Origin of the sequence: Mesorhizobium sp. YL-MeA3-2017, assembly GCF_030814575.1 — a bacterium.
Lineage (GTDB): Bacteria > Pseudomonadota > Alphaproteobacteria > Rhizobiales > Rhizobiaceae > Mesorhizobium > Mesorhizobium terrae.
This window is the reverse complement of sequence record NZ_JAUSVH010000001.1, coordinates 2,549,285-2,567,350: the sequence shown is the minus strand read 5'-3', so window position 1 is coordinate 2,567,350 and position 18,066 is coordinate 2,549,285. Positions and strand designations below refer to the sequence as shown.

General features: G+C 63.1%; 17 protein-coding genes and 1 riboswitch. Of the genes, 8 read left to right on the top strand and 9 right to left on the bottom strand.

Annotation, left to right across the window (positions count from 1 at the left end; translation table 11 throughout):
* Nucleotides 1-2: 2 nt before the first annotated feature.
* The 3 genes from pyc (at nt 3) to QFZ88_RS12130 (ending at nt 4,358) form a co-directional block, all read left to right on the top strand.
* The gene (gene pyc, locus QFZ88_RS12140; protein ID WP_024922976.1) at nt 3-3,461 is read left to right on the top strand and encodes a pyruvate carboxylase; all 3,459 of its coding nucleotides are present in this window, start codon (nt 3-5) and stop codon (nt 3,459-3,461) included.
* Between the two features lie 124 nt (nt 3,462-3,585).
* Entirely contained in the window at nt 3,586-3,846 is a 261-nt protein-coding gene (locus tag QFZ88_RS12135; RefSeq protein WP_024922975.1) for a DUF2312 domain-containing protein, read from the top strand.
* Nucleotides 3,847-3,914: 68 nt separating this feature from the next.
* Nucleotides 3,915-4,358, top strand: a complete 444-nt coding sequence (locus QFZ88_RS12130) for a hypothetical protein (RefSeq protein WP_024922974.1) — start codon at nt 3,915-3,917, stop codon at nt 4,356-4,358.
* A 182-nt stretch (nt 4,359-4,540) separates the two neighbouring features.
* On the opposite strand, the gene msrB is transcribed toward QFZ88_RS12130, so the two are convergent.
* From msrB to QFZ88_RS12110, 4 genes are all read right to left on the bottom strand, one after another.
* Entirely contained in the window at nt 4,541-4,942 is a 402-nt protein-coding gene (msrB, locus tag QFZ88_RS12125) for a peptide-methionine (R)-S-oxide reductase MsrB (protein WP_024922973.1), read from the bottom strand.
* 162 nt (nt 4,943-5,104) lie between these two features.
* Nucleotides 5,105-5,875 carry an amino acid ABC transporter ATP-binding protein gene (locus tag QFZ88_RS12120; protein WP_024922972.1) on the bottom strand — a complete coding sequence of 257 codons (771 nt, stop codon included), beginning with the start codon at nt 5,873-5,875 and terminating at the stop codon, nt 5,105-5,107.
* Complete coding sequence (locus QFZ88_RS12115; RefSeq protein WP_024922971.1) at nt 5,872-6,552, bottom strand: amino acid ABC transporter permease; 681 nt, start codon at nt 6,550-6,552, stop codon at nt 5,872-5,874. The genes QFZ88_RS12120 and QFZ88_RS12115 overlap by 4 nt, the downstream gene beginning before the upstream one ends.
* A gap of 135 nt (nt 6,553-6,687) precedes the next feature.
* On the bottom strand, nt 6,688-7,461 hold the full coding sequence (locus QFZ88_RS12110) for an amino acid ABC transporter substrate-binding protein (RefSeq protein WP_024922970.1): 774 nt from the start codon (nt 7,459-7,461) through the stop codon (nt 6,688-6,690).
* A 291-nt stretch (nt 7,462-7,752) separates the two neighbouring features.
* On the opposite strand from QFZ88_RS12110, the gene QFZ88_RS12105 reads away from it, so the two are divergent.
* The gene (locus QFZ88_RS12105) at nt 7,753-8,610 is read left to right on the top strand and encodes an RNA polymerase factor sigma-32 (RefSeq protein WP_024922969.1); all 858 of its coding nucleotides are present in this window, start codon (nt 7,753-7,755) and stop codon (nt 8,608-8,610) included.
* Nucleotides 8,611-8,638: 28 nt separating this feature from the next.
* Here QFZ88_RS12105 and QFZ88_RS12100 read toward each other — a convergent pair whose 3' ends face one another.
* Nucleotides 8,639-9,046: a hypothetical protein gene (locus QFZ88_RS12100; RefSeq protein ID WP_024922968.1), complete on the bottom strand. Its 408-nt coding sequence runs from the start codon at nt 9,044-9,046 to the stop codon at nt 8,639-8,641.
* A 164-nt stretch (nt 9,047-9,210) separates the two neighbouring features.
* Between QFZ88_RS12100 and QFZ88_RS12095 the strand changes: the two genes are divergently transcribed.
* Nucleotides 9,211-9,597 (top strand): MarR family winged helix-turn-helix transcriptional regulator, encoded by a 387-nt coding sequence (locus QFZ88_RS12095; protein WP_244431195.1) that lies wholly within the window; start codon nt 9,211-9,213, stop codon nt 9,595-9,597.
* A gap of 62 nt (nt 9,598-9,659) precedes the next feature.
* Here QFZ88_RS12095 and QFZ88_RS12090 read toward each other — a convergent pair whose 3' ends face one another.
* The 4 genes from QFZ88_RS12090 to thiB all read right to left on the bottom strand — a co-directional run bounded on the left by QFZ88_RS12090 (nt 9,660) and on the right by thiB (nt 14,812).
* Nucleotides 9,660-11,129, bottom strand: coding sequence for a M48 family metalloprotease (locus QFZ88_RS12090; RefSeq protein WP_024922966.1), 1,470 nt, complete (start codon nt 11,127-11,129; stop codon nt 9,660-9,662).
* A 292-nt stretch (nt 11,130-11,421) separates the two neighbouring features.
* A complete protein-coding gene (gene thiQ, locus QFZ88_RS12085) occupies nt 11,422-12,165 on the bottom strand; it encodes a thiamine ABC transporter ATP-binding protein (RefSeq protein ID WP_036254056.1) in 744 nt (247 codons plus the stop codon).
* Nucleotides 12,162-13,835, bottom strand: a complete 1,674-nt coding sequence (gene thiP, locus QFZ88_RS12080) for a thiamine/thiamine pyrophosphate ABC transporter permease (protein WP_051504817.1) — start codon at nt 13,833-13,835, stop codon at nt 12,162-12,164. The genes thiQ and thiP overlap by 4 nt, the downstream gene beginning before the upstream one ends.
* On the bottom strand, nt 13,811-14,812 hold the full coding sequence (gene thiB / locus QFZ88_RS12075; RefSeq protein WP_024922963.1) for a thiamine ABC transporter substrate binding subunit: 1,002 nt from the start codon (nt 14,810-14,812) through the stop codon (nt 13,811-13,813). Before thiB ends, thiP begins: the two co-directional genes overlap by 25 nt.
* A gap of 39 nt (nt 14,813-14,851) precedes the next feature.
* A riboswitch (TPP riboswitch) is annotated at nt 14,852-14,966 on the bottom strand.
* Nucleotides 14,967-15,086: 120 nt separating this feature from the next.
* Here thiB and QFZ88_RS12070 point away from each other — a divergent pair.
* The 3 genes from QFZ88_RS12070 to QFZ88_RS12060 all read left to right on the top strand — a co-directional run bounded on the left by QFZ88_RS12070 (nt 15,087) and on the right by QFZ88_RS12060 (nt 18,022).
* Nucleotides 15,087-15,734 (top strand): thiamine diphosphokinase, encoded by a 648-nt coding sequence (locus QFZ88_RS12070; protein ID WP_024922962.1) that lies wholly within the window; start codon nt 15,087-15,089, stop codon nt 15,732-15,734.
* A 15-nt stretch (nt 15,735-15,749) separates the two neighbouring features.
* Complete coding sequence (locus QFZ88_RS12065) at nt 15,750-17,564, top strand: ABC-F family ATP-binding cassette domain-containing protein (RefSeq protein ID WP_024922961.1); 1,815 nt, start codon at nt 15,750-15,752, stop codon at nt 17,562-17,564.
* A gap of 146 nt (nt 17,565-17,710) precedes the next feature.
* Entirely contained in the window at nt 17,711-18,022 is a 312-nt protein-coding gene (locus QFZ88_RS12060) for a hypothetical protein (protein WP_024922960.1), read from the top strand.
* Nucleotides 18,023-18,066: the final 44 nt, after the last annotated feature.

Genomic DNA, 18,066 nt, shown 5'->3' with positions numbered 1-18,066 from the left:
CCTTGGCAATCACGAAGATCCTTGTCGCCAATCGTTCCGAGATCGCCATCCGCGTGTTTCGCGCGGCCAACGAGCTGGGCCTCAAAACGGTGGCGATCTGGGCCGAGGAGGACAAATATTCGCTGCACCGTTTCAAGGCCGACGAGAGCTATCAGGTCGGGCGCGGCCCATGGCTGACGAAAGATATGGGACCGATCGAAAGCTATCTGTCGATCGACGAAGTGATCCGCGTCGCCAAACTGTCCGGCGCTGATGCCATCCACCCCGGCTACGGCCTGCTCTCGGAAAGCCCGGAATTCGCCGATGCCTGCGCGGAAAACGGCATCACCTTCATCGGCCCGAAGCCGGAAACGATGCGACGGCTCGGCAACAAGGTGGCAGCCCGCAATCTTGCCGTCGAGGTCGGCGTGCCCGTGGTGCCGGCTACCGATCCCCTGCCCGACGACATGGAGACGGTGAAGAAGCTCGCCGCGCAGGTCGGCTATCCCGTGATGCTGAAGGCATCCTGGGGCGGCGGCGGGCGCGGCATGCGCGCCATCCGTTCGGAGGCTGATCTGGCCCGCGAGGTGATGGAAGGCAAGCGCGAGGCCAAGGCGGCTTTCGGCAAGGATGAAGTCTATCTCGAAAAGCTTATCGAGCGCGCCCGCCATGTCGAGGTGCAGGTGCTGGGCGATACACATGGCAACGCGGTTCATCTGTTCGAACGCGACTGTTCCATCCAGCGCCGCAACCAGAAGGTCGTGGAGCGTGCACCGGCGCCTTATCTCAGCAGCGAGCTACGGCAGGAACTCTGCGGCTATGCGCTGAAGATCGCCGGCGAGACCAGTTATGTCGGCGCGGGTACGGTCGAATTCCTGCAGGACGCCGATACCGGCAAGTTCTACTTCATCGAGGTCAATCCGCGCATCCAGGTTGAGCACACCGTCACCGAACAGGTGACCGGCATCGACATCGTCAAGGCGCAGATCCACATCCTCGACGGCTTCGCCATCGGCACGCTGGGCTCGGGTGTTCCGGCGCAAAAAGACATCAGGCTCAACGGCCACGCGCTGCAATGCCGTATCACCACGGAAGATCCCGAGCAGAACTTCATTCCGGACTATGGCCGCATCACCGCATATCGCGGCGCCACCGGCTTCGGTATTCGCCTCGATGGCGGCACCGCCTATTCGGGCGCCGTCATCACCCGTTTCTACGATCCGCTGCTCGAGAAGGTGACCGCCTGGGCGCCTACGTCAGGCGAGGCGATCTCGCGCATGAACCGCGCGTTGCGCGAGTTCCGCATCCGCGGCGTGGCGACCAATCTCACCTTCCTCGAAGCGATCATCAATCATCCGAGCTTCGCCGACAATTCCTACACGACCAAGTTCATCGACTCGACGCCGGAGCTGTTCGCACAGGTCAAGCGTCAGGACCGAGCCACCAAGCTGCTCAACTATCTGGCCGACGTCACCGTGAACGGCCATCCCGAGACGCGCGGCCGGCCAAAGCCCAATCCGGATGCCGCCGCGCCGGTCATTCCCTGGTTCACGGCGCCGATCCCCGACGGTTCGAAGCAGAAGCTCGACAAGCTCGGCCCCGAAGGCTTCGCCAAGTGGATGCGCGCGCAGAAGGAAGTGCTCGTCACCGACACGACGATGCGCGACGGACATCAGTCGCTTCTCGCCACGCGCATGCGCACGCATGACATCACCCGCGTCGCCGGCACCTATGCGCGCGCATTGCCGCAACTGCTGTCGCTGGAGTGCTGGGGCGGCGCCACTTTCGACGTGGCCATGCGCTTCCTGACCGAAGATCCCTGGGAGCGGCTGTCCCTGGTGCGCGAGAGAGCGCCGAACATCCTGCTGCAGATGTTGCTGCGCGGCGCCAACGGCGTCGGCTACACCAACTATCCCGACAATGTCGTGCAGCACTTCGTCAAGCAGGCCGCGGAAGGCGGTATCGACCTTTTCCGTGTTTTCGACTGCCTGAACTGGGTCGAGAACATGCGTGTCGCCATGGACGCGGTCGGCGCCGAAGGCAAGCTGATCGAAGCGGCGATGTGCTACACGGGCGACATCCTCGACCCGAACCGGGCCAAATACAGCCTCAACTACTATGTCGGGCTGGCCAAGGAGCTGGAAGCGGCGGGCGCCCATATCATCGCGGTCAAGGACATGGCCGGCCTCTTGAAGCCCGCCGCGGCGCAGGTGCTGTTCAAGGCACTGCGCGAGGCGACCGATCTGCCGATCCATTTCCACACGCATGACACATCCGGCCTCTCGGCCGCGACGGTTCTGGCGGCGGTGGGGGCCGGTGTCGATGCCATCGACGCGGCCATGGACGCCTTCTCCGGCAACACCTCGCAGCCTTGTCTCGGTTCCATCGTCGAAGCGTTGAAGGGCACCGATCGCGAACCTGGTCTCGATCCGAAGTGGATCCGCAAGATTTCGTTCTACTGGGAGGCGGTGCGCAATCAATATGCCGCCTTTGAAAGCGACCTGAAGGGGCCGGCGTCGGAAGTCTATCTGCACGAGATGCCAGGCGGCCAGTTCACCAATCTCAAGGAACAGGCCCGCTCGCTCGGCCTGGAGACACGCTGGCACGAGGTCGCGCAGGCCTATCACGACGTGAACCTGATGTTCGGCGACATCGTCAAGGTGACGCCGTCGTCCAAGGTCGTCGGCGACATGGCGCTGATGATGGTGAGCCAGGATCTGACGGTTGCCGATGTCGAGAACCCGGCCAAGGATATCGCCTTCCCGGATTCGGTCGTGTCGATGCTGCGCGGCGATCTCGGCCAGTCGCCCGGCGGCTGGCCGCAGGCTCTCCAGAAGAAGGCGCTGAAGGGCGACCAACCGATCACCGTGCGACCGGGTTCGTTGCTCAAGGCGGCGGACCTGAAGAAAAACCGCAAGGAGATCGAGGACAAGCTCGGCCGCAAACTATCGGAAAGCGAGTTCGCTTCCTGGCTGATGTATCCGAAGGTGTTCTCCGATTTCGCCGCCGCCCAGGAAACCTATGGTCCCGTCAGCGTGTTGCCGACGCCAACCTATTTCTACGGCATGAAGCCGGAAGACGAGGTTTTCGTCGACATCGAAAAGGGCAAGACGCTGGTCATCCGCTGCCTGGCTGTCGGCGAGGTCGACGAGAAGGGCATGGTCACCGTGTTCTTCGAACTCAACGGCCAGCCGCGTCGCGTCAAGGTTCCGGACCGCGCCCATGGCGCCTCGAACGGCAAGGCACGCCGCAAGGCGGAGCCTGGCAACGAGGCTCATGTCGGGGCGCCAATGCCGGGCGTGGTCTCGACACTCGCCGTTTCCGGCGGGCAGGCGGTCAAGGCCGGCGACGTGCTGCTTTCCATCGAGGCGATGAAGATGGAGACGGCGCTGCATGCCGAGCGCGACGGGGTGATCGCGGAAGTGCTGGTCAGAACCGGAGACCAGATCGATGCCAAGGATCTCCTGGTGGTGTTCGGCTGACGCTGCGCCAGGAGCATTGCTGACAATCAGACCTTGACCTGCCAAGGCCGGTCGGGCATCGAACCCGGCGAAAAACCGGTCACGGCTCTGCGAGTCGTGGCCGCGGTAACCAATGGAGACCAAGATGGCCGATGAAATCACCGAAACCAGCCAGACTGTAGCCGCCGGCCAGTTGCGGGCACTCATCGAGCGCATCGAGCGGCTCGAGGAAGAGAAGAAGACGATCGCGGACGATATCAAGGACGTCTACGCGGAAGCCAAGGGCACAGGCTTCGACACCAAGGCGATCCGTGCGCTGGTGCGCCTGCGCAAGCAGGATCAGGCGGAGCGGCAGGAAGAGGAAACGATCCTCGATCTCTACAAAGCCGCGCTCGGCATGGTGTGACGTCATTTTCTAAGGCGCGTCCCTCGCCATAGGGCCGAGGGACGCACCAGGTTCGGCGGGTCAATTCGATGAGCGAATTCGACTTCGGTGCGCGCAGGGCGAGAGAATTCCGCCATCGCGCCTTCTGGGCGCTGTTCGAGGAACGACATCCCGAAGAGCGCCCGAGGCGATCTCGACACGGGCCCTGGTTCTGGCAGCGGGGCCTACCGCCGGTCAGTCTTGTCATCACCATGTATGTCGCGCCCGAGCAGAACCTCGTCGGCGTCTTCTTCGGGCGCAACGAGAAGCTGGGTGCGGTCGACACCGAAACCAGGCTCGCTCCCCACCGCGCGACGATCGAAGAGCGGCTCAAGCAGCGGCCGGAGCAAACAGCGCAAGGCTTCGGCATCAACGCCATCTGGCGGGTGAACTGCTTTGCCGAAGACAATTGGCCGGCCATGGCTGACTGGCTGGTTACCGAGGCCGGCCGTTTCGAGCAGGCGGTGGCGGAGGCGCTGAACGAAGATGCTTGAGGATGTCGCGCCCGGCTGAAGACAGGCCTCCCATGGGGTTCTTCCGGTCTCGCCGCCGTGGCTCATCAATTTGCCGCAGCCATCTGGCTTGTTCTTGTTACGGTGGCTTGAACCGGCCACAGATCTGTCTGTCCTGGTTTGCCGTGTGATGGCGGTCTGCTGAAAGCGGATCGCTTCCTTCGTCAGGCCGGTTTGAAATTCAGCGCGACACCGTTGATGCAGTAGCGCAGGCCCGTCGGCGGTGGACCGTCCTCGAAGACATGACCGAGATGACTGCCGCAGGTGGCGCAATGGACCTCGGTGCGCACCATGCCGTAGCTGCGGTCGACGGTGGTTTCGACGGAACCGGGAACGGGGTCGTTGAAGCTCGGCCAGCCGGTGCCGCTTTCGAATTTCAGTTTGGCTTCGAAGAGCGGGCTGTCGCAGCCGACGCAGTGGAAAGCGCCGGCGCGCTTCTCATAGAGCAGGGCGCAGCTGCCTGGCCGCTCCGTGCCGTGATGGCGCATGACCTGATATTGCTCGGGCGTCAGCTTCGCGCGCCATTCGGCGTCAGTGCGGGTGACCGGGAATGTTCGGGTGTCCATGGATGATCTCCTTGCCTTTGCGGCTTGTTTTTCGTCGCAACGGGTGTTCGTCCAAACATAGGCATTTGTTACGCGTCTGCACAGCCGACAGCCTCGACGTATATCTCGATACGGACAGGTGCTGGCGAGACAGGCGGATACCGCTGATACGGCTCCAAACGGTCAGATCCCGCTGCCGGCCTCTTCCTGTTCCTGTCTCAGCGTCGCGATGAAGCGTTTTGTGCGCTGATGCTGCGGGTTGCGGAATACCGTATCGACCGGCCCCTTCTCGACGACTACGCCCGCCTCCAGGAAAACCACTTCGCGCGCTACTTTCGAGGCGAGGCGCAGATCGTGCGTCGCCATGACCATGGTGGTGCCCTCGACGGCCAGCTGGCCAAGGACGTCGACGACTTCCTGGGCAAGTTCCGGATCGAGCGCCGACGTCGGCTCGTCGCACAGAAGCACGCGCGGCGACGGCGCCAGGGCACGGGCGATGGCGACACGCTGCTGCTGGCCGCCGGAAAGCGTCGCTGGCCAGGCGTCGGCCTTGTGCGCCATGCCGACTTTCTCCAGCAGCGAAAGCGCCCGTGCCCGTGCCTTGTCGGCGGGCCATTTCAGCACGGTGACCAGCCCTTCCATGACATTGCCGATCGCCGTGCAATGCGGAAACAGCTGGAAGTTCTGGAACACCATTCCGGTCTGACGCCGGAGCCTCTGGATATCCCGGGTTGCCACTTTGACGCCCGGGCGGAAGGAGAGCGCCTCGTCACCGATGCGCACGGTCCCGGAGGTCGGGATTTCAAGCAGGTTGATGCAGCGCAGCAGTGTCGACTTGCCGCCGCCCGAAGGGCCAACCAGAGCGGTGACGCTGCCTTCGGACATGGCGACGTTGATGTCCTTCAGGACGACATTGTCGCCGAAGCGCTTTTCGAGGTTGGAAAGTTCGATCACGACCGTGCCTCCAGGAAACCGCCATAGCGGCCGAGCCGCGCTTCGAGCCGCACCTGCAGCGCCGACAGGACCGAACTCATCGCGAGATAGATAAGGGCCGCCTCGACATAAAGGATCAGCGGCTCATAGGTGACGGCAACGATGCGCTGCGCCGACTGAAACAGTTCCGGCACGGTGATTGCCGCGGCAAGCGAGGTGTCCTTGACCAGCGAGATGAAGGTGTTCGACAGCGGCGGCACGGCCACCCGTCCGGCCTGGGGCAGGATGGTGCGGCGCATTGCCTGGCTCCAGCTCATGCCGATGGAATAGGCCGCCTCCCATTGCCCGCGCGGTACCGAGCCGATGACGGCGCGGATGATCTCGGAGGAATAGGCGCCGATGTTGAGCGTGAAGCCGATCAAGGCCGCCGGGAAGGCATCGAGCACGATGCCCAGACTGGGCAGGCCGTAGAAAATGAGGAAGAGCTGAACCAGCAGCGGCGTGCCGCGAATGATCCAGACATAAAAACGAACGATCGCCACCAGCGGCCACGGTCCGAAAAGGCGCGCGAGGGCGGCGCCGAGGCCGACAGCCAATCCCAGGACGAAGGACAGGAGGGTGAGCGGTATGGTGAAGATAAGCCCCGCCCACAGAAGGGGACCAAGCGAATCCAGCATCAATTGCAGCCAGTACGGCACGAACGGGTCTCCCTTCGGCTGATCTTTGTGCCGCCATCATAGACGGTCGCGGAAAACACAAAAGCGGCGTGCCGCATCATCGGCACGCCGCCATGTCTGAACGAACCGGACTGCCTGTCCGGCGCGGAGGATGTCTTACTTGGAAACGTCCTGCCCGAAATAGGTTTCGGAGATCTTCTTGTAGGTGCCGTCCGCCTTGATCTCGGTCAGCGCCTTGTTGATCGCCGCCACCAGATCGGCGTCGCCCTTGCGCACGATGACGCCGGAATAGTCGGCATTGGCTTCCTGCGCCACGATCTTCACCTTGGCGTCCGGCTTGTGCTTCTTGAAATCATAGAAGGACAGGCTGTCGTTGATGGTGGCTGCGGCACGACCGTTCAGCACGAGCTGGATCGACTGATCGAAGCCGTCGGTGCCGACGAGCTCGGCGCCGTTCTTCTCGGCGAGCTTGCCGAAATTCGAGGTGAGCGACTGCGCAGACTTCTTGCCCTTCAGGTCGGCAAAGTCCTTGATGTCGGCATTGTCATCGCGAACGATGAGCACCGCCTTCGAGGCGATGTAGGGATCGGAGAAATCGTACTTCGCCTTGCGTGCCTCGGTGATGCCAACCTGGTTGATGACGGCGTCATAACGCTTGGCGTCGATGCCGGCGATCAGGCCGTCCCATTTGCCTTCGAGGAATTCGGCCTTCACGCCCAGGCGCTTCGCGATCTCGCGGCCGATCTCGACGTCGAAGCCGACGAGTGCGCCCGAGGCGTCGTGATAGGTGAAAGGCGCGTAGGTGCCTTCGGTGCCGATCTTGAAGACGCCCGTCTGCTTGATGTGGTCAAGGTCAGCCCCGGCGTGGCCAGCGGTGACGGCCAGAACTTGCAGGGTTCCAGCCAGGAGCAGCGATTTCAGCCATTTCATCTTTTTGTGATCCTGTAGTTCCGGCCAGCGACACGGGCTGGCCTGTCGAGAGGTGGAGGAATTTGGCAGAAGCTTAGTCCCGAAATAAGGAATGAAATTTCAAAGTATGGTATGGTGTAGAATTTTTTTCCAGCATAGCCGAGGATGCCGATGACGTGCAGGAGCGCCGGTTTCGTCGCGGCATAGGCTCTCGGGAACCATTGCTGGCATGGCACGTTGGTGCACGCTTCCAGACGCAAAGCCGACCGGTCCGCCCGGCCAGGCTCACAACGGGCAGACGGGGAAATCACAATGATTGAAGACAGGGCAGGGCGTATCATGGTCCGGGCGGCGATGGCCGCTCCCTATCTGGAACGGGATACGGAGCATGAACTGGCGCTGCGCTGGAAAGATGCTCACGACCAATATGCGCTGAACCAGATCGTCATCGCCCATATGCGGCTGGTCATCGCGATGGCCGCCAAGTTCCGCTATTTCGGGTTGCCGGTGTCGGACCTTATCCAGGAAGGCCATATCGGCCTCTTGGAAGCAGCGGCGCGCTTCGATCCCGAGCGTGATGTGCGTTTCTCCACCTATGCGACCTGGTGGGTTCGCGCCTCGATGCAGGATTACATCCTGCGCAATTGGTCGATTGTGCGCGGCGGCACAAGTTCGGCGCAGAAGGCACTGTTCTTCAATCTACGGCGTCTGCGCGCTCGGCTCGCGACAGGGGCCGAGCCGCTGTCCAATCGCGCGCTATATCTGCAGGTTTCGACGGCGCTTGGTGTGTCGGAGAACGACGTTGCCGTGATGGATGCGCGGCTGTCGGCACCCGACAGTTCGCTCAACATGCCGTTGGCCGACGATGGCAATGGCGCGGAGCGTATGGATTTCCTGGTTTCCGACGAACCGTTGCCCGACGAAGTGGTCAGCGACGCGATCGATGTCGAGCGCCGTTCAGCCTGGCTCAAGCAGGCGCTTGGGGCGCTCAATGCCCGCGAGTTGCGCATCATAGAGGAACGTCGGCTGGGCGACGACAGCGCGACGCTGGAAGAGCTCGGCACGACGCTTGGTATTTCCAAGGAGCGGGTCCGGCAAATCGAGGTCCGTGCGATGGAGAAACTCAAGGTCGCTCTCGTAAAGCAGAACCCTGAGTTCCTGGCGGCCTAAGACGTCGGCAAGACTGGATTTCCAGATTTCAGACCACCCGCGCGATCGCCATGGCGATGACGGTGATCGCTAGCAGGCCTGCTGCGAGGCGTTCGCCGCGTATGGCCTGTCCGGCGATCGCGGCCTCGGCCTCGCGGCCAGCGGCCAGGTTACGGCGGGCGCGGCCCACCAATGCACCCTGGACCCCGGCCGCGATCAGTGCCGCGACAGCACCGACGGCAAGAACCTTTTCCTGCGCGCCAAAATAGCTGCCATGAAAGAGGTGCCAGAGAACCGCGCCCGACAGGACGGCGGCAGTGGCGGCCCCCATTTGCGGTCCGAATAGGGCGATCGCCGTGCGCCCGTCGCCAATGCGCGACAGCACGAAGGTGGAGCCGGCCCAGAACACGCCGGACATCACATGCAGGGCGAGCGCGAGCATGAAGACGATCTGCATTTCGACACCTCTTCGACGATAATCACCAAGTTGCGTTTATAGGTAGATATCTAATGATTAGATGTCAATATATTAGACGTGATCGGTTTCCGTGCTAGTCTCGATGAATGTTCGATCCATCCGTTCAGCCAATCGGCCTCGACCTCGCCCAAACCGCAAAGATCGTGCGCCGCGCCTTCGATGACGCGCTGATCGCCGGCGGCGGATCCTTGCCGGTGTGGTCGGTGCTGATCTCGGTGAAGTTGCGCGGAGCGGGAAACCAGCGCGAGCTGGCGCAGTCGGTCGGTATCCAGGATGCGACGCTGACCCACCACCTCAATGCCATGGAAGCGAACGGGCTGCTGGTTCGTCGACGCGATCCCGCAAACCGCCGCATACATCTGGTCGAGTTGACGCCGAGCGGCGAGGCGTTGTTCCTCAAGCTTAGGGAAACAGCGATGGCGTTCGACCGACAACTGCGCGCCGGGCTCGATCAGGACGATCTCGACAAGGTGCGGTCGGTCTTTTCGCGGCTGCGTTCCAATGTCGAGGGCAAACCGGACGGCGGATGATCGCGGATTGCCGGGCGCACCCTTGATGCGTCGGCACCGGCCGGAGAAGCAGTGCGACCGGCCTATCTGTCGGTGACGATCTTGACCTTGTCGCCGGCCGAAACAGTGGCGCCGGGCCCCATGGCATTCAGCACACGGAACAGGTCGAGCTTGCGGTCGACGCCGACCATCTGGGCCGACAGGGTGCCGAGGGTCTGACCCGCCTGCACGGTGACAATGCGGATACGCAGGGGCTTCAGCGCCGCCTTTTCCGCGGCGCTCAGGACACGGAAGCTGCCGCTCACCGAGCGCGCGACCGTTTCGAGGGAGCCGCTGGCCGCCGGAGCGGCGGTGAGCAGCCGGTAAACCTGGCCGTTGGCGCGGATCACCACGATATCGAACTGCCAGCCGTCGGCGTGCGCCTTGGCGACGGCCGCCTCGTTGCCGTTGATCGTCTGTTGACTGACGCTGGCACTGTCGAGGCCCGCTACCCAGCCGCTGCGGATGTAGTCAGGCAGGGACAGACCCTTGTCGATCGTCACGCCGTCGAAACGAACGGCTATGTCGCCGGGCCCGGTTGCGGTAACGGCCGCAGCGGAATTATCGATGACGAAACCTTCCGGCACGGCGAAGGAGACGCCGAGTTTCGGGTGCAGGAAGGTGCTGCCACGCACATATCCTTCTTCCGGCGTGTCGCCGTAGAGCAACCCGTCGATGCCGGCGAGATAGGAATCGCGATCGCGCGTGCCGAAACCGGGCGGACCGAACATGCGCGCGTGACGCTGCGCCAGATCGATGCGCTGCGGCGTATTGGGGTGAGTGGCAAGGAAGTCGAGGCTGGCGTCGGTGGCGCCGCTGACGGAGCGGAAGCCGGCATAGGAGGACATCGACTGCAGGAAGCGGCCGGCCGCATAGGGGTCGTAGCCGGCTTCGCCCACCGACTTGATGCCGATGGCATCGGCTTCCAGCTCCTGGTTGCGCGAGAACTGGGCGAGCCTAAGCTTGCCGCGGATCAGCGCCGCCTTGGCCGTCGCATTGTCTCCGAGCACGTCGGAGACAACCTTGGTGGCGAGACCTTCCTCGGCCTCGAGCTGCTGCCGTTGCAGGCCGTGGTTGGCCGTCACGTGTCCCATCTCGTGCGCGATCACCGCGGCAAGTTCGGAGGAATCGTTGGCAAGCGCAAGCAGGCCGCGCGTGATGTAGAGGTAGCCGCCCGGCAGTGCGAAGGCATTAACGTTGGGCGAGTTGAGGATGGTGATGCGATAGGTCTGCGTCGGGTTGGCGGAGACCACAGTCAGCCTGCCGACGATTTTTGCCACCATGCGCTCAAGCTTCGGGTCGGAGTACTCGCCGCCATAGGTGGCCAGGATGCGCGGGTGTTGCGCCTTGGCCAGATCCGCCAGGCGGCTGTTGGCCTGGGCATTGTCGACGGTGACGGGCTTGTTAGACGGTTGGAAGCCGGATTCCTCGACGGAATTCGGCATGATCGACTGGCAAGAGGCGAGCGCAAACACAAGCCCCGCCAGCGCGAACAGGCGCGCCGGGTTCTTCATGCCAATCATTTTCAGGCCGGTCGGCAGGTCGGCTTCCTCTCGTCTCGCAGGGGCAATCGGTATCTAAGCCTGACCAGTTGTATGTGAACCTAGCCACACACAAGAAACATTGGCAAGCAAGGACGGCCGCGCCCCCAAATCGGTTTGACCGCAAATTATGTCGGCTTCCAGGCAAGACAAATGCCCGAGTCGCGAAAAGCGTTCCAGATTTCCGCGACAGAACACCCGACAATTTTCCTATCTTGAGTGTAATACGACTTGTTCGGATTGGCCACCGCGTTCCCAAGCCGGCTCATCTGCCGGCATTGGAGCCGGCATAACGTTGGAAGGCGGCCGGTCCGTCGGCGGAAAAGAAGTCGGCGGCGGTGCCGGAAGCCGTGACGCTGCCGTCCTCCAGAAAAACGACGTTCCTGGCGATGCGACGCGCGTCTTCCGGCTGATGGGTGACGAACAGGATGGTCATGGGCCGCTCGGCATGCACGGCGGCAACCAGATCCAGCATTTCCTCGCGCAGGGCTGGTCCGAGAGAAGCGAAAGGCTCGTCGAGCAGAAGAACCGGGCGATCGCGCACCAGTGCGCGCGCCAGCGCGACACGCTGGCGTTCGCCGCCCGACAATTCGCGCGGCAGGCGCCTTTCCTTGCCGCCGAGACCGGTGCGGGCAAGCGCGTCGGCGACGGTCGAATGGTCAGCCTTGTCGAGGGTGAGCGAAGGCGATCGCCCAAGCCCGACATTCTGAGCGACGTCGAGATGCGCGAAGAGATTGTTTTCCTGGAACACCATCGAAACCGGCCGTTCCGACGGAGATGCGTTGGTGTAATCGTCTCCTCCAATCAGCACACGACCGGTGAGTGGCACCTCGAAGCCGGCGACGAGATTGAGCAATGTCGATTTTCCCGAGCCGCTGGGGCCCATCACGGCGGTGATCTCACCGGCAGCGAAGGTGAGGTCGAAGTCGAGCTTCATCCCGTCATAGTCGAATGTCGTCTCATCCAGACGCACGGAAACGCCGCTGCGAGCCAGAACCTCGGCAATCATATGGCACGTTCCTTTCCGAGCCGGTGGGCCAGGAGCACCAGGACGAAGCAGACCAGGCCGAGCAGCAGCGCCAGTCCTGCCGCGTCGGCGGTACGGTAGCTGCCCATGCGGGCAAGCAGAAGATAAGGCAGCGTCTGGAGCGAATCCGAGCCGAACAGGGCAATCACGCCAAGATCGCCCAGCGACAGCGCCATGGCAAAAGCGAAGGCGGTGGCCAGCGGGCGCCTGAGCACCGGTCCGTCGATCAGTCGCAGCCGGTTCCAACCGGTTATGCCCAGCTGCGCGCAAAGACGCTCATGCCGTTCGCTCGTCGCATCATAGGCTGGACGAAGCGCGCGAATAGCGAAAGGCATCGCCATGATCGCGTTGACGGTGACGACCATGAGCGGCGCCACAGCCAGGGAATCACCGACGTGGCGTAGGAGAAGAAACCAGCCGGCGCCGATGACGATGGGCGGGACCACCAGGACGAAGCCGGCGCCGGTATCGGCGGCGTATTCAAGCAAGGAGCTGCGCCCGGTCTTGCGGCGACCGGCCAGGGCCCGTCGCGCGGCAACCAGCGAGAAGGACAAAACCACCGAAAGCAGGGCCGAGAGGAAAGCCAGCACGATGCTGGTCAACGCTGCCTGTTGGACGGTGTTTTCGCCAACTAGGCGCGAAAGGTCGGCCGCCAGACCGGCGGCGACGATCGCCGCCATCGGGCCGGCCACGAACAGCAATGCCGCTGCAATCATCACAAAATTCAGCGTGGCCTCTCCGAGGCCGATCGACAGATAACGCCGCGGCGCTACCGAGAGATTGGCGTCGCCGACGGTGTTGGCTCCCAGTCGGGCCAGCAATGTCATCACCACGAAGGTCAGGACGATCTGCAAGAGTGTCAGCGCGACCGCTCGTGCCGGATCGAAGTCGAAACGCAGCGCCTGATAGATCGCCACTTCCAGCGTGGTGGCGCGCGGGCCGCCGCCGAGCAGCAGGACGATGGTGAAAGATGTGATGCAAAGCATGAAGACCAGGCCGGCGACGGCCGGCATGGCCCGGCTCAGCGCGGGCCATTCGATCAGCCGGAAGGCCGGTCGCGCACCCATACCGAGCTGGCTGGCCAACCGCCACTGGTCGGTGGGTATGGTCTGCAGCGCCTCCACGAAGAGGCGCGTCGCCAATGGCAGGTTGAAGAAGACATGCGCGACAAGAATGCCGGAAAGACCGTAGATGCCGGGCCAGTCTTGCCCGCCCATTTCCGTCAGCGGACCAGCGAAATAGCCCGCGCGGCCATAGAGGGCCAGCACGCCGAGCGCCGCGACAATGGCCGGCAAGGCCAGCGGTACGGCAAACAGCTGCAGGATGAGGCCGCGTCCGAAAAAGGCCGGGTGGCGCGACAGCGCTCTTGCAACGAAAAGCGCTGGAACCACCGACAAAAGCGTCGACAAAAGCGCTTGCCATATTGTGAAGCGCACGACGCGGAAAAGATAGGAATCGAACGCCGAAGCGGCACCGGAGAGATTGCCGGCGCCCTCGGCAACGAGGCCTAAGAAGGCGCCTCCAATCAGCAGCGTGATGAAGGTGAGTGCCACGACACCGGCAACAACGCGCGTATCGCGCAAGGCAGCAGGCCTTCCGTCCTGGCGAGGCTGGATGATGGTGGCCCTCACTTGCTCATCACGGACAGCCATTCATCCACCCAGGCCTTGCGGTTCTTGGCAACCTCTTCTGGGCTGAAGATCAAGGTCTTGGCCGGCTTCACCAGCTTGTCGAAGGCCGGGTTGAGAGGCTTGTCCATCTTGCCGGCCGGGAACATCCAATTGGTTTCGGGAACGACGTCCTGGAACTTCGGGCCGGTCATGAAGGCCATGAATTTCTGGGACAGCGGGTTCTTGGCGCCAGTGGTGGTGATGCCGGCGACTTCGATCTGCAGATAGTGGCCTTCGGAGAAGGAAGCGGCCTGATAGCGGTCGGTCTTTTCGGCAACCATGTGGTAGGCCGGCGAGGTGGTGTAGGAAAGCACCATCGGCGCTTCGCCCTTGGTGAACAGGCCGTAGGCTTCGCTCCATCCCGGCGTGACCGTGAGCACGCGACCCTTCAACTTGGCCCAGGCCTCCGGCGCCTTGTCGCCATAGACGGCCTTTACCCACAACAGCAAGCCGAGGCCCGGCGTCGAGGTGCGCGGGTCCTGGATGGCGATTTTCTGCGAAGCATCGCCCTCGACCAATTCCTTGAGGCTGGCCGGCGGCGTCTTCAACTTCTCGGTGTCATAGACGACGGCGAAATAGCCGTAGTCGTAAGGCGCGAATGTATCGTCGGCCCAGCCGCCCGGCACGTCGACCGTTGCGATCGTGCCGTGTGGGACGAACAGCCCGCTCGCCTTGGCGTCGGCCGTCAGATTGGTGTCGAGACCAAGCACGATGTCGGCCTTGGTCGCGGCACCTTCCAGCTTGACGCGGTTGAGCAGGGCGACGCCGTCGGCAACCGAGACGAAATCGACTTCGCAGCCACACTCTTCCTCGAAAGCCTTCTTCACCTGCGGGCCTGGCCCCCATTCGGCGGTGAAGCTCTCATAGGTGTAGATAGTCAGCTTGTCCTTGGCCGCGGCCGGCAGTGTGGCGGCAGCAAGGGTGAGAGCCGGGATCAGGACTGACAGAATTTTGCGCATCGACGCCTCCTTCATTCGTGTGACAGGAGAGTTGGCGCCTTTGGCTAAGCGTCTAATCCCTCCGCCGGTACAAGCCGGATCAGGTTCAGCGGGTTGGCTTAGCGCCTCTCAGCCGTTCCGCGAAAACCGCGACCCGGCACCCCGTTAGAGCGGCAAAAGACATAGAGCGGGCCTGCGCGGGGTGCAAGCCTTAGTTTGCCGGGGCGGATCGAACGTCGCGCGGGCGCTGGCATGGACTTCCGTTTCCGCATGGGGGCTGGTAAGGGCGACGCCCATGAGCACTTTCACCCTTTTGCTCGGCGGCGAGCTCGTTCGTACGCCACGGCTCGATATCCAGACTGCCGGTACGCGCGTGATCGCTGCGGATTCCGGTATTCGTCATGCGGATATGCTGGGGTTGCTGCCGGAACTTTGGGTGGGGGATTTCGATTCCGCACCGGCCAACCTGCCGCCGCATCTGGCCAAGGTGCCGCAGGAACGATTTCCGGCCGAGAAGGACAAGACCGACGGCGAGCTCGCCGTGGCGATTGCCCGGCAAAGCGGTGCCACGAAACTGATCCTGGTCGGCGCATTCGGCGGCGCCCGGGCCGACCACGCCTTTCTCCATCTGGCGCTGGCGGTAAGGCTGGCCGAGGAAGGCATCGACGTGCTTTTGACCAGCGGCGCACAGGAAGGCGTTCCGTTGCTGCCTGGCCATGCCGCCAGGTTCGACTATGCCGACGATACGCTGTTTTCGGTGCTCGGCTTTTCGGAACTCACCGGCCTTACCATCAAGGGTGCGAAATGGCCGCTGAACGATATCGAAATGGCCTTCGGTTCGTCCCTGACCATCTCCAACGCGGTGAAAGGCGAGCTCGAAATCTCGTTTGGCAGTGGCCGGGCGTTGTTGCTTGCCCATCCGTTCCCCTTGCCTGAAACCTGAGAGCCGAAAGCAGACATGGCCCCGCCGCTTCTTAATCTTACCGGCATCAAACTGACGTTTGGCGGTACGCCGCTGCTCGACGGTGCGGAACTCGTCGCCGCCCCCGGCGACAAGATCGCGCTGGTTGGCCGCAATGGTTCGGGCAAGTCGACGCTGCTCAAGATCGCCGCCGGCATGATCGAACCGCAGGACGGCGAGCTGTTCCGGCAGCCGAGCGCCACCATACGCTACCTACCGCAAATGCCCGACATGGACGGTTTTGCTACCGTGCGCGCTTATGTCGAAGCAGGGCTCGGCCCGGCCGACGACCCGCATCGCGCCACCTATCTGATGGAGCATCTGGGTCTCACCGGCGAGGAACGGCCCGCCGATCTCTCCGGCGGCGAGGCGCGCCGCGCGGCATTGGCCCGCGTAATGGCGCCGGAGCCGGATATCCTTTTGCTCGATGAACCCACCAACCATCTCGACCTCGCCGTCATCGAATGGCTGGAAGAAGAGCTGGCGCGCACGTCGTCGGCGCTGATCGTCATTTCCCACGACCGGCGTTTCCTGCAGCGCGTATCGCGCGCGACAGTCTGGCTCGATCGCGGCCAGACACGCCGCCTGGACAAAGGCTTTGCGCACTTCGAGGAATGGCGCGACCAAGTGCTCGAGGAGGAAGAGCGCGACCAACATAAGCTCGGCCGACAAATCGTGCGCGAGGAACACTGGCTGCGTTATGGCGTGACGGCGCGCCGCAAGCGCAATATGCGGCGCCTTGGCGAGTTGCAAACGATGCGCCAGCGCTTCCGCAGCCATCGCGGCGCCGAAGGCACGGCGACACTGGTGGCGAGCGACGCCGCCGAATCCGGCAAGCTGGTGATCGAGGCCAAGAATATCGACAAGAGCTTCGGCGACCTTACCGTCGTGAAAGGGTTCTCGACCCGCATCCAGCGCGGTGATCGCGTCGGTCTCGTCGGCCCCAATGGCGCGGGCAAGACCACGCTCCTGAAAATGCTGACCGGAGAACTCGCGCCCGATGCCGGTTCGGTGCGGCTGGGTGTCAATCTGGAGATCGCCACGCTCGACCAGAAGCGCGAGGCCGTCAGCCCGGATGAAACATTGGCGCATTACCTGACCGACGGGCGCGGCGAGAACCTCGTCATCAACGGCGAACAGCGCCATGTCGTGTCCTATATGAAGGACTTTCTGTTCAAGCCGGAACAGGCGCGCACGCCGGTGCGCGAGCTTTCCGGCGGCGAACGGGCGCGGCTGCTTCTCGCCCGCGTGTTGGCGCGGCCCGCCAATCTTCTGGTGCTGGACGAGCCGACCAACGATCTCGACATGGAGACGCTGGAGCTGCTGCAGGAGCTGGTGGCGGGTTTCGCCGGCACTGTCATCCTGGTCAGCCACGATCGCGATTTCCTCGATCGTACCGTGACCAGCATCATCGCGCCGGACGGTGGCGGCCGCTGGGTCGAATATGCTGGTGGTTATTCGGACATGCTGGCCCAGCGCGGCGGCACCAAGCTGGAGGACCGCAAGGCGCGCAACAAGTCTGCTGCCGACCCGGCTGCCGAAAAGCCGCGCGCCGAGGTCTCGAAAGAGCCGGCGAAAAAACTCTCCTTCAAGCAGAAGTTCGCCCTGGAAAGCCTGCCGAAGAAGATCGAGGCGGTGACGGCTTCGATCGCGAGGCTCGAGAACAACATCGCCGATCCAGCCTATTATGAGCGCGACCCGACCGGGTTCCAGAAAACCATCGCCGCTCTCGACAAGGAGCGTGTGACGCTGGCTGCGCTCGAGGAAGAATGGCTCGAGCTGGAGATGCTGCGCGAGGAGCTGGAAGGCTGAGCCGTCGCTAGGCCCGGCGGTGGGACTACGGTCGGTCTCCCGTTCTTTTCATCCAATCCGGCATTGATTTCTATGGGGCTGATCGTGCTACGCTTGGCGTGTCGGGTTGCCGATGCACTGCGTTCGATCGATGGAGGAAATGGCTCATGAAGGAATCGACCGGATGGCGTCATATGTCGAGCGCGCCCAGGGATGGCAGCCGCATCCTCGTCACGGTCAGGTCATCGGAGCAGGGCCCTGCTGAAGTGGATGTCGCCTTTTGGGCGCGGGCGGACCAGTACGGAATGGAAGGCTGGCGCGCCAATGATTCCTATCCGGGCCATATGATCGAATATGCCGATCCGGAGCTCAAATGCTGGATGGCCCTGCCAAGCGCCAATGCCGCCGCCAGCACCGTGGCCGACATGCCCACGCCCTGGGAAGGCAGCGAAGAAGAACTCCATGGTTCTGGTATCTAGGCCGACTTTCCCGCCTTGGGTTCCAGCACCAGCCGCTGCTCATG

What these genes read in the sequence shown, in the direction of transcription:
- QFZ88_RS12135 (WP_024922975.1), top strand. Translation starts at nt 3,586, where the DNA reads ATGGCCGATGAAATCACCGAAACCAGCCAGACTGTAGCCGCCGGCCAG.
- QFZ88_RS12130 (WP_024922974.1), top strand. Translation starts at nt 3,915, where the DNA reads ATGAGCGAATTCGACTTCGGTGCGCGCAGGGCGAGAGAATTCCGCCAT.
- msrB (WP_024922973.1), bottom strand. Translation starts at nt 4,942, where the DNA reads ATGGACACCCGAACATTCCCGGTCACCCGCACTGACGCCGAATGGCGC.
- QFZ88_RS12110 (WP_024922970.1), bottom strand. Translation starts at nt 7,461, where the DNA reads ATGAAATGGCTGAAATCGCTGCTCCTGGCTGGAACCCTGCAAGTTCTG.
- QFZ88_RS12105 (WP_024922969.1), top strand. Translation starts at nt 7,753, where the DNA reads ATGATTGAAGACAGGGCAGGGCGTATCATGGTCCGGGCGGCGATGGCC.
- QFZ88_RS12100 (WP_024922968.1), bottom strand. Translation starts at nt 9,046, where the DNA reads ATGCAGATCGTCTTCATGCTCGCGCTCGCCCTGCATGTGATGTCCGGC.
- QFZ88_RS12090 (WP_024922966.1), bottom strand. Translation starts at nt 11,129, where the DNA reads ATGAAGAACCCGGCGCGCCTGTTCGCGCTGGCGGGGCTTGTGTTTGCG.
- thiQ (WP_036254056.1), bottom strand. Translation starts at nt 12,165, where the DNA reads ATGATTGCCGAGGTTCTGGCTCGCAGCGGCGTTTCCGTGCGTCTGGAT.
- thiP (WP_051504817.1), bottom strand. Translation starts at nt 13,835, where the DNA reads ATGGCTGTCCGTGATGAGCAAGTGAGGGCCACCATCATCCAGCCTCGC.
- thiB (WP_024922963.1), bottom strand. Translation starts at nt 14,812, where the DNA reads ATGCGCAAAATTCTGTCAGTCCTGATCCCGGCTCTCACCCTTGCTGCC.
- QFZ88_RS12070 (WP_024922962.1), top strand. Translation starts at nt 15,087, where the DNA reads ATGAGCACTTTCACCCTTTTGCTCGGCGGCGAGCTCGTTCGTACGCCA.
- QFZ88_RS12065 (WP_024922961.1), top strand. Translation starts at nt 15,750, where the DNA reads ATGGCCCCGCCGCTTCTTAATCTTACCGGCATCAAACTGACGTTTGGC.
- QFZ88_RS12060 (WP_024922960.1), top strand. Translation starts at nt 17,711, where the DNA reads ATGAAGGAATCGACCGGATGGCGTCATATGTCGAGCGCGCCCAGGGAT.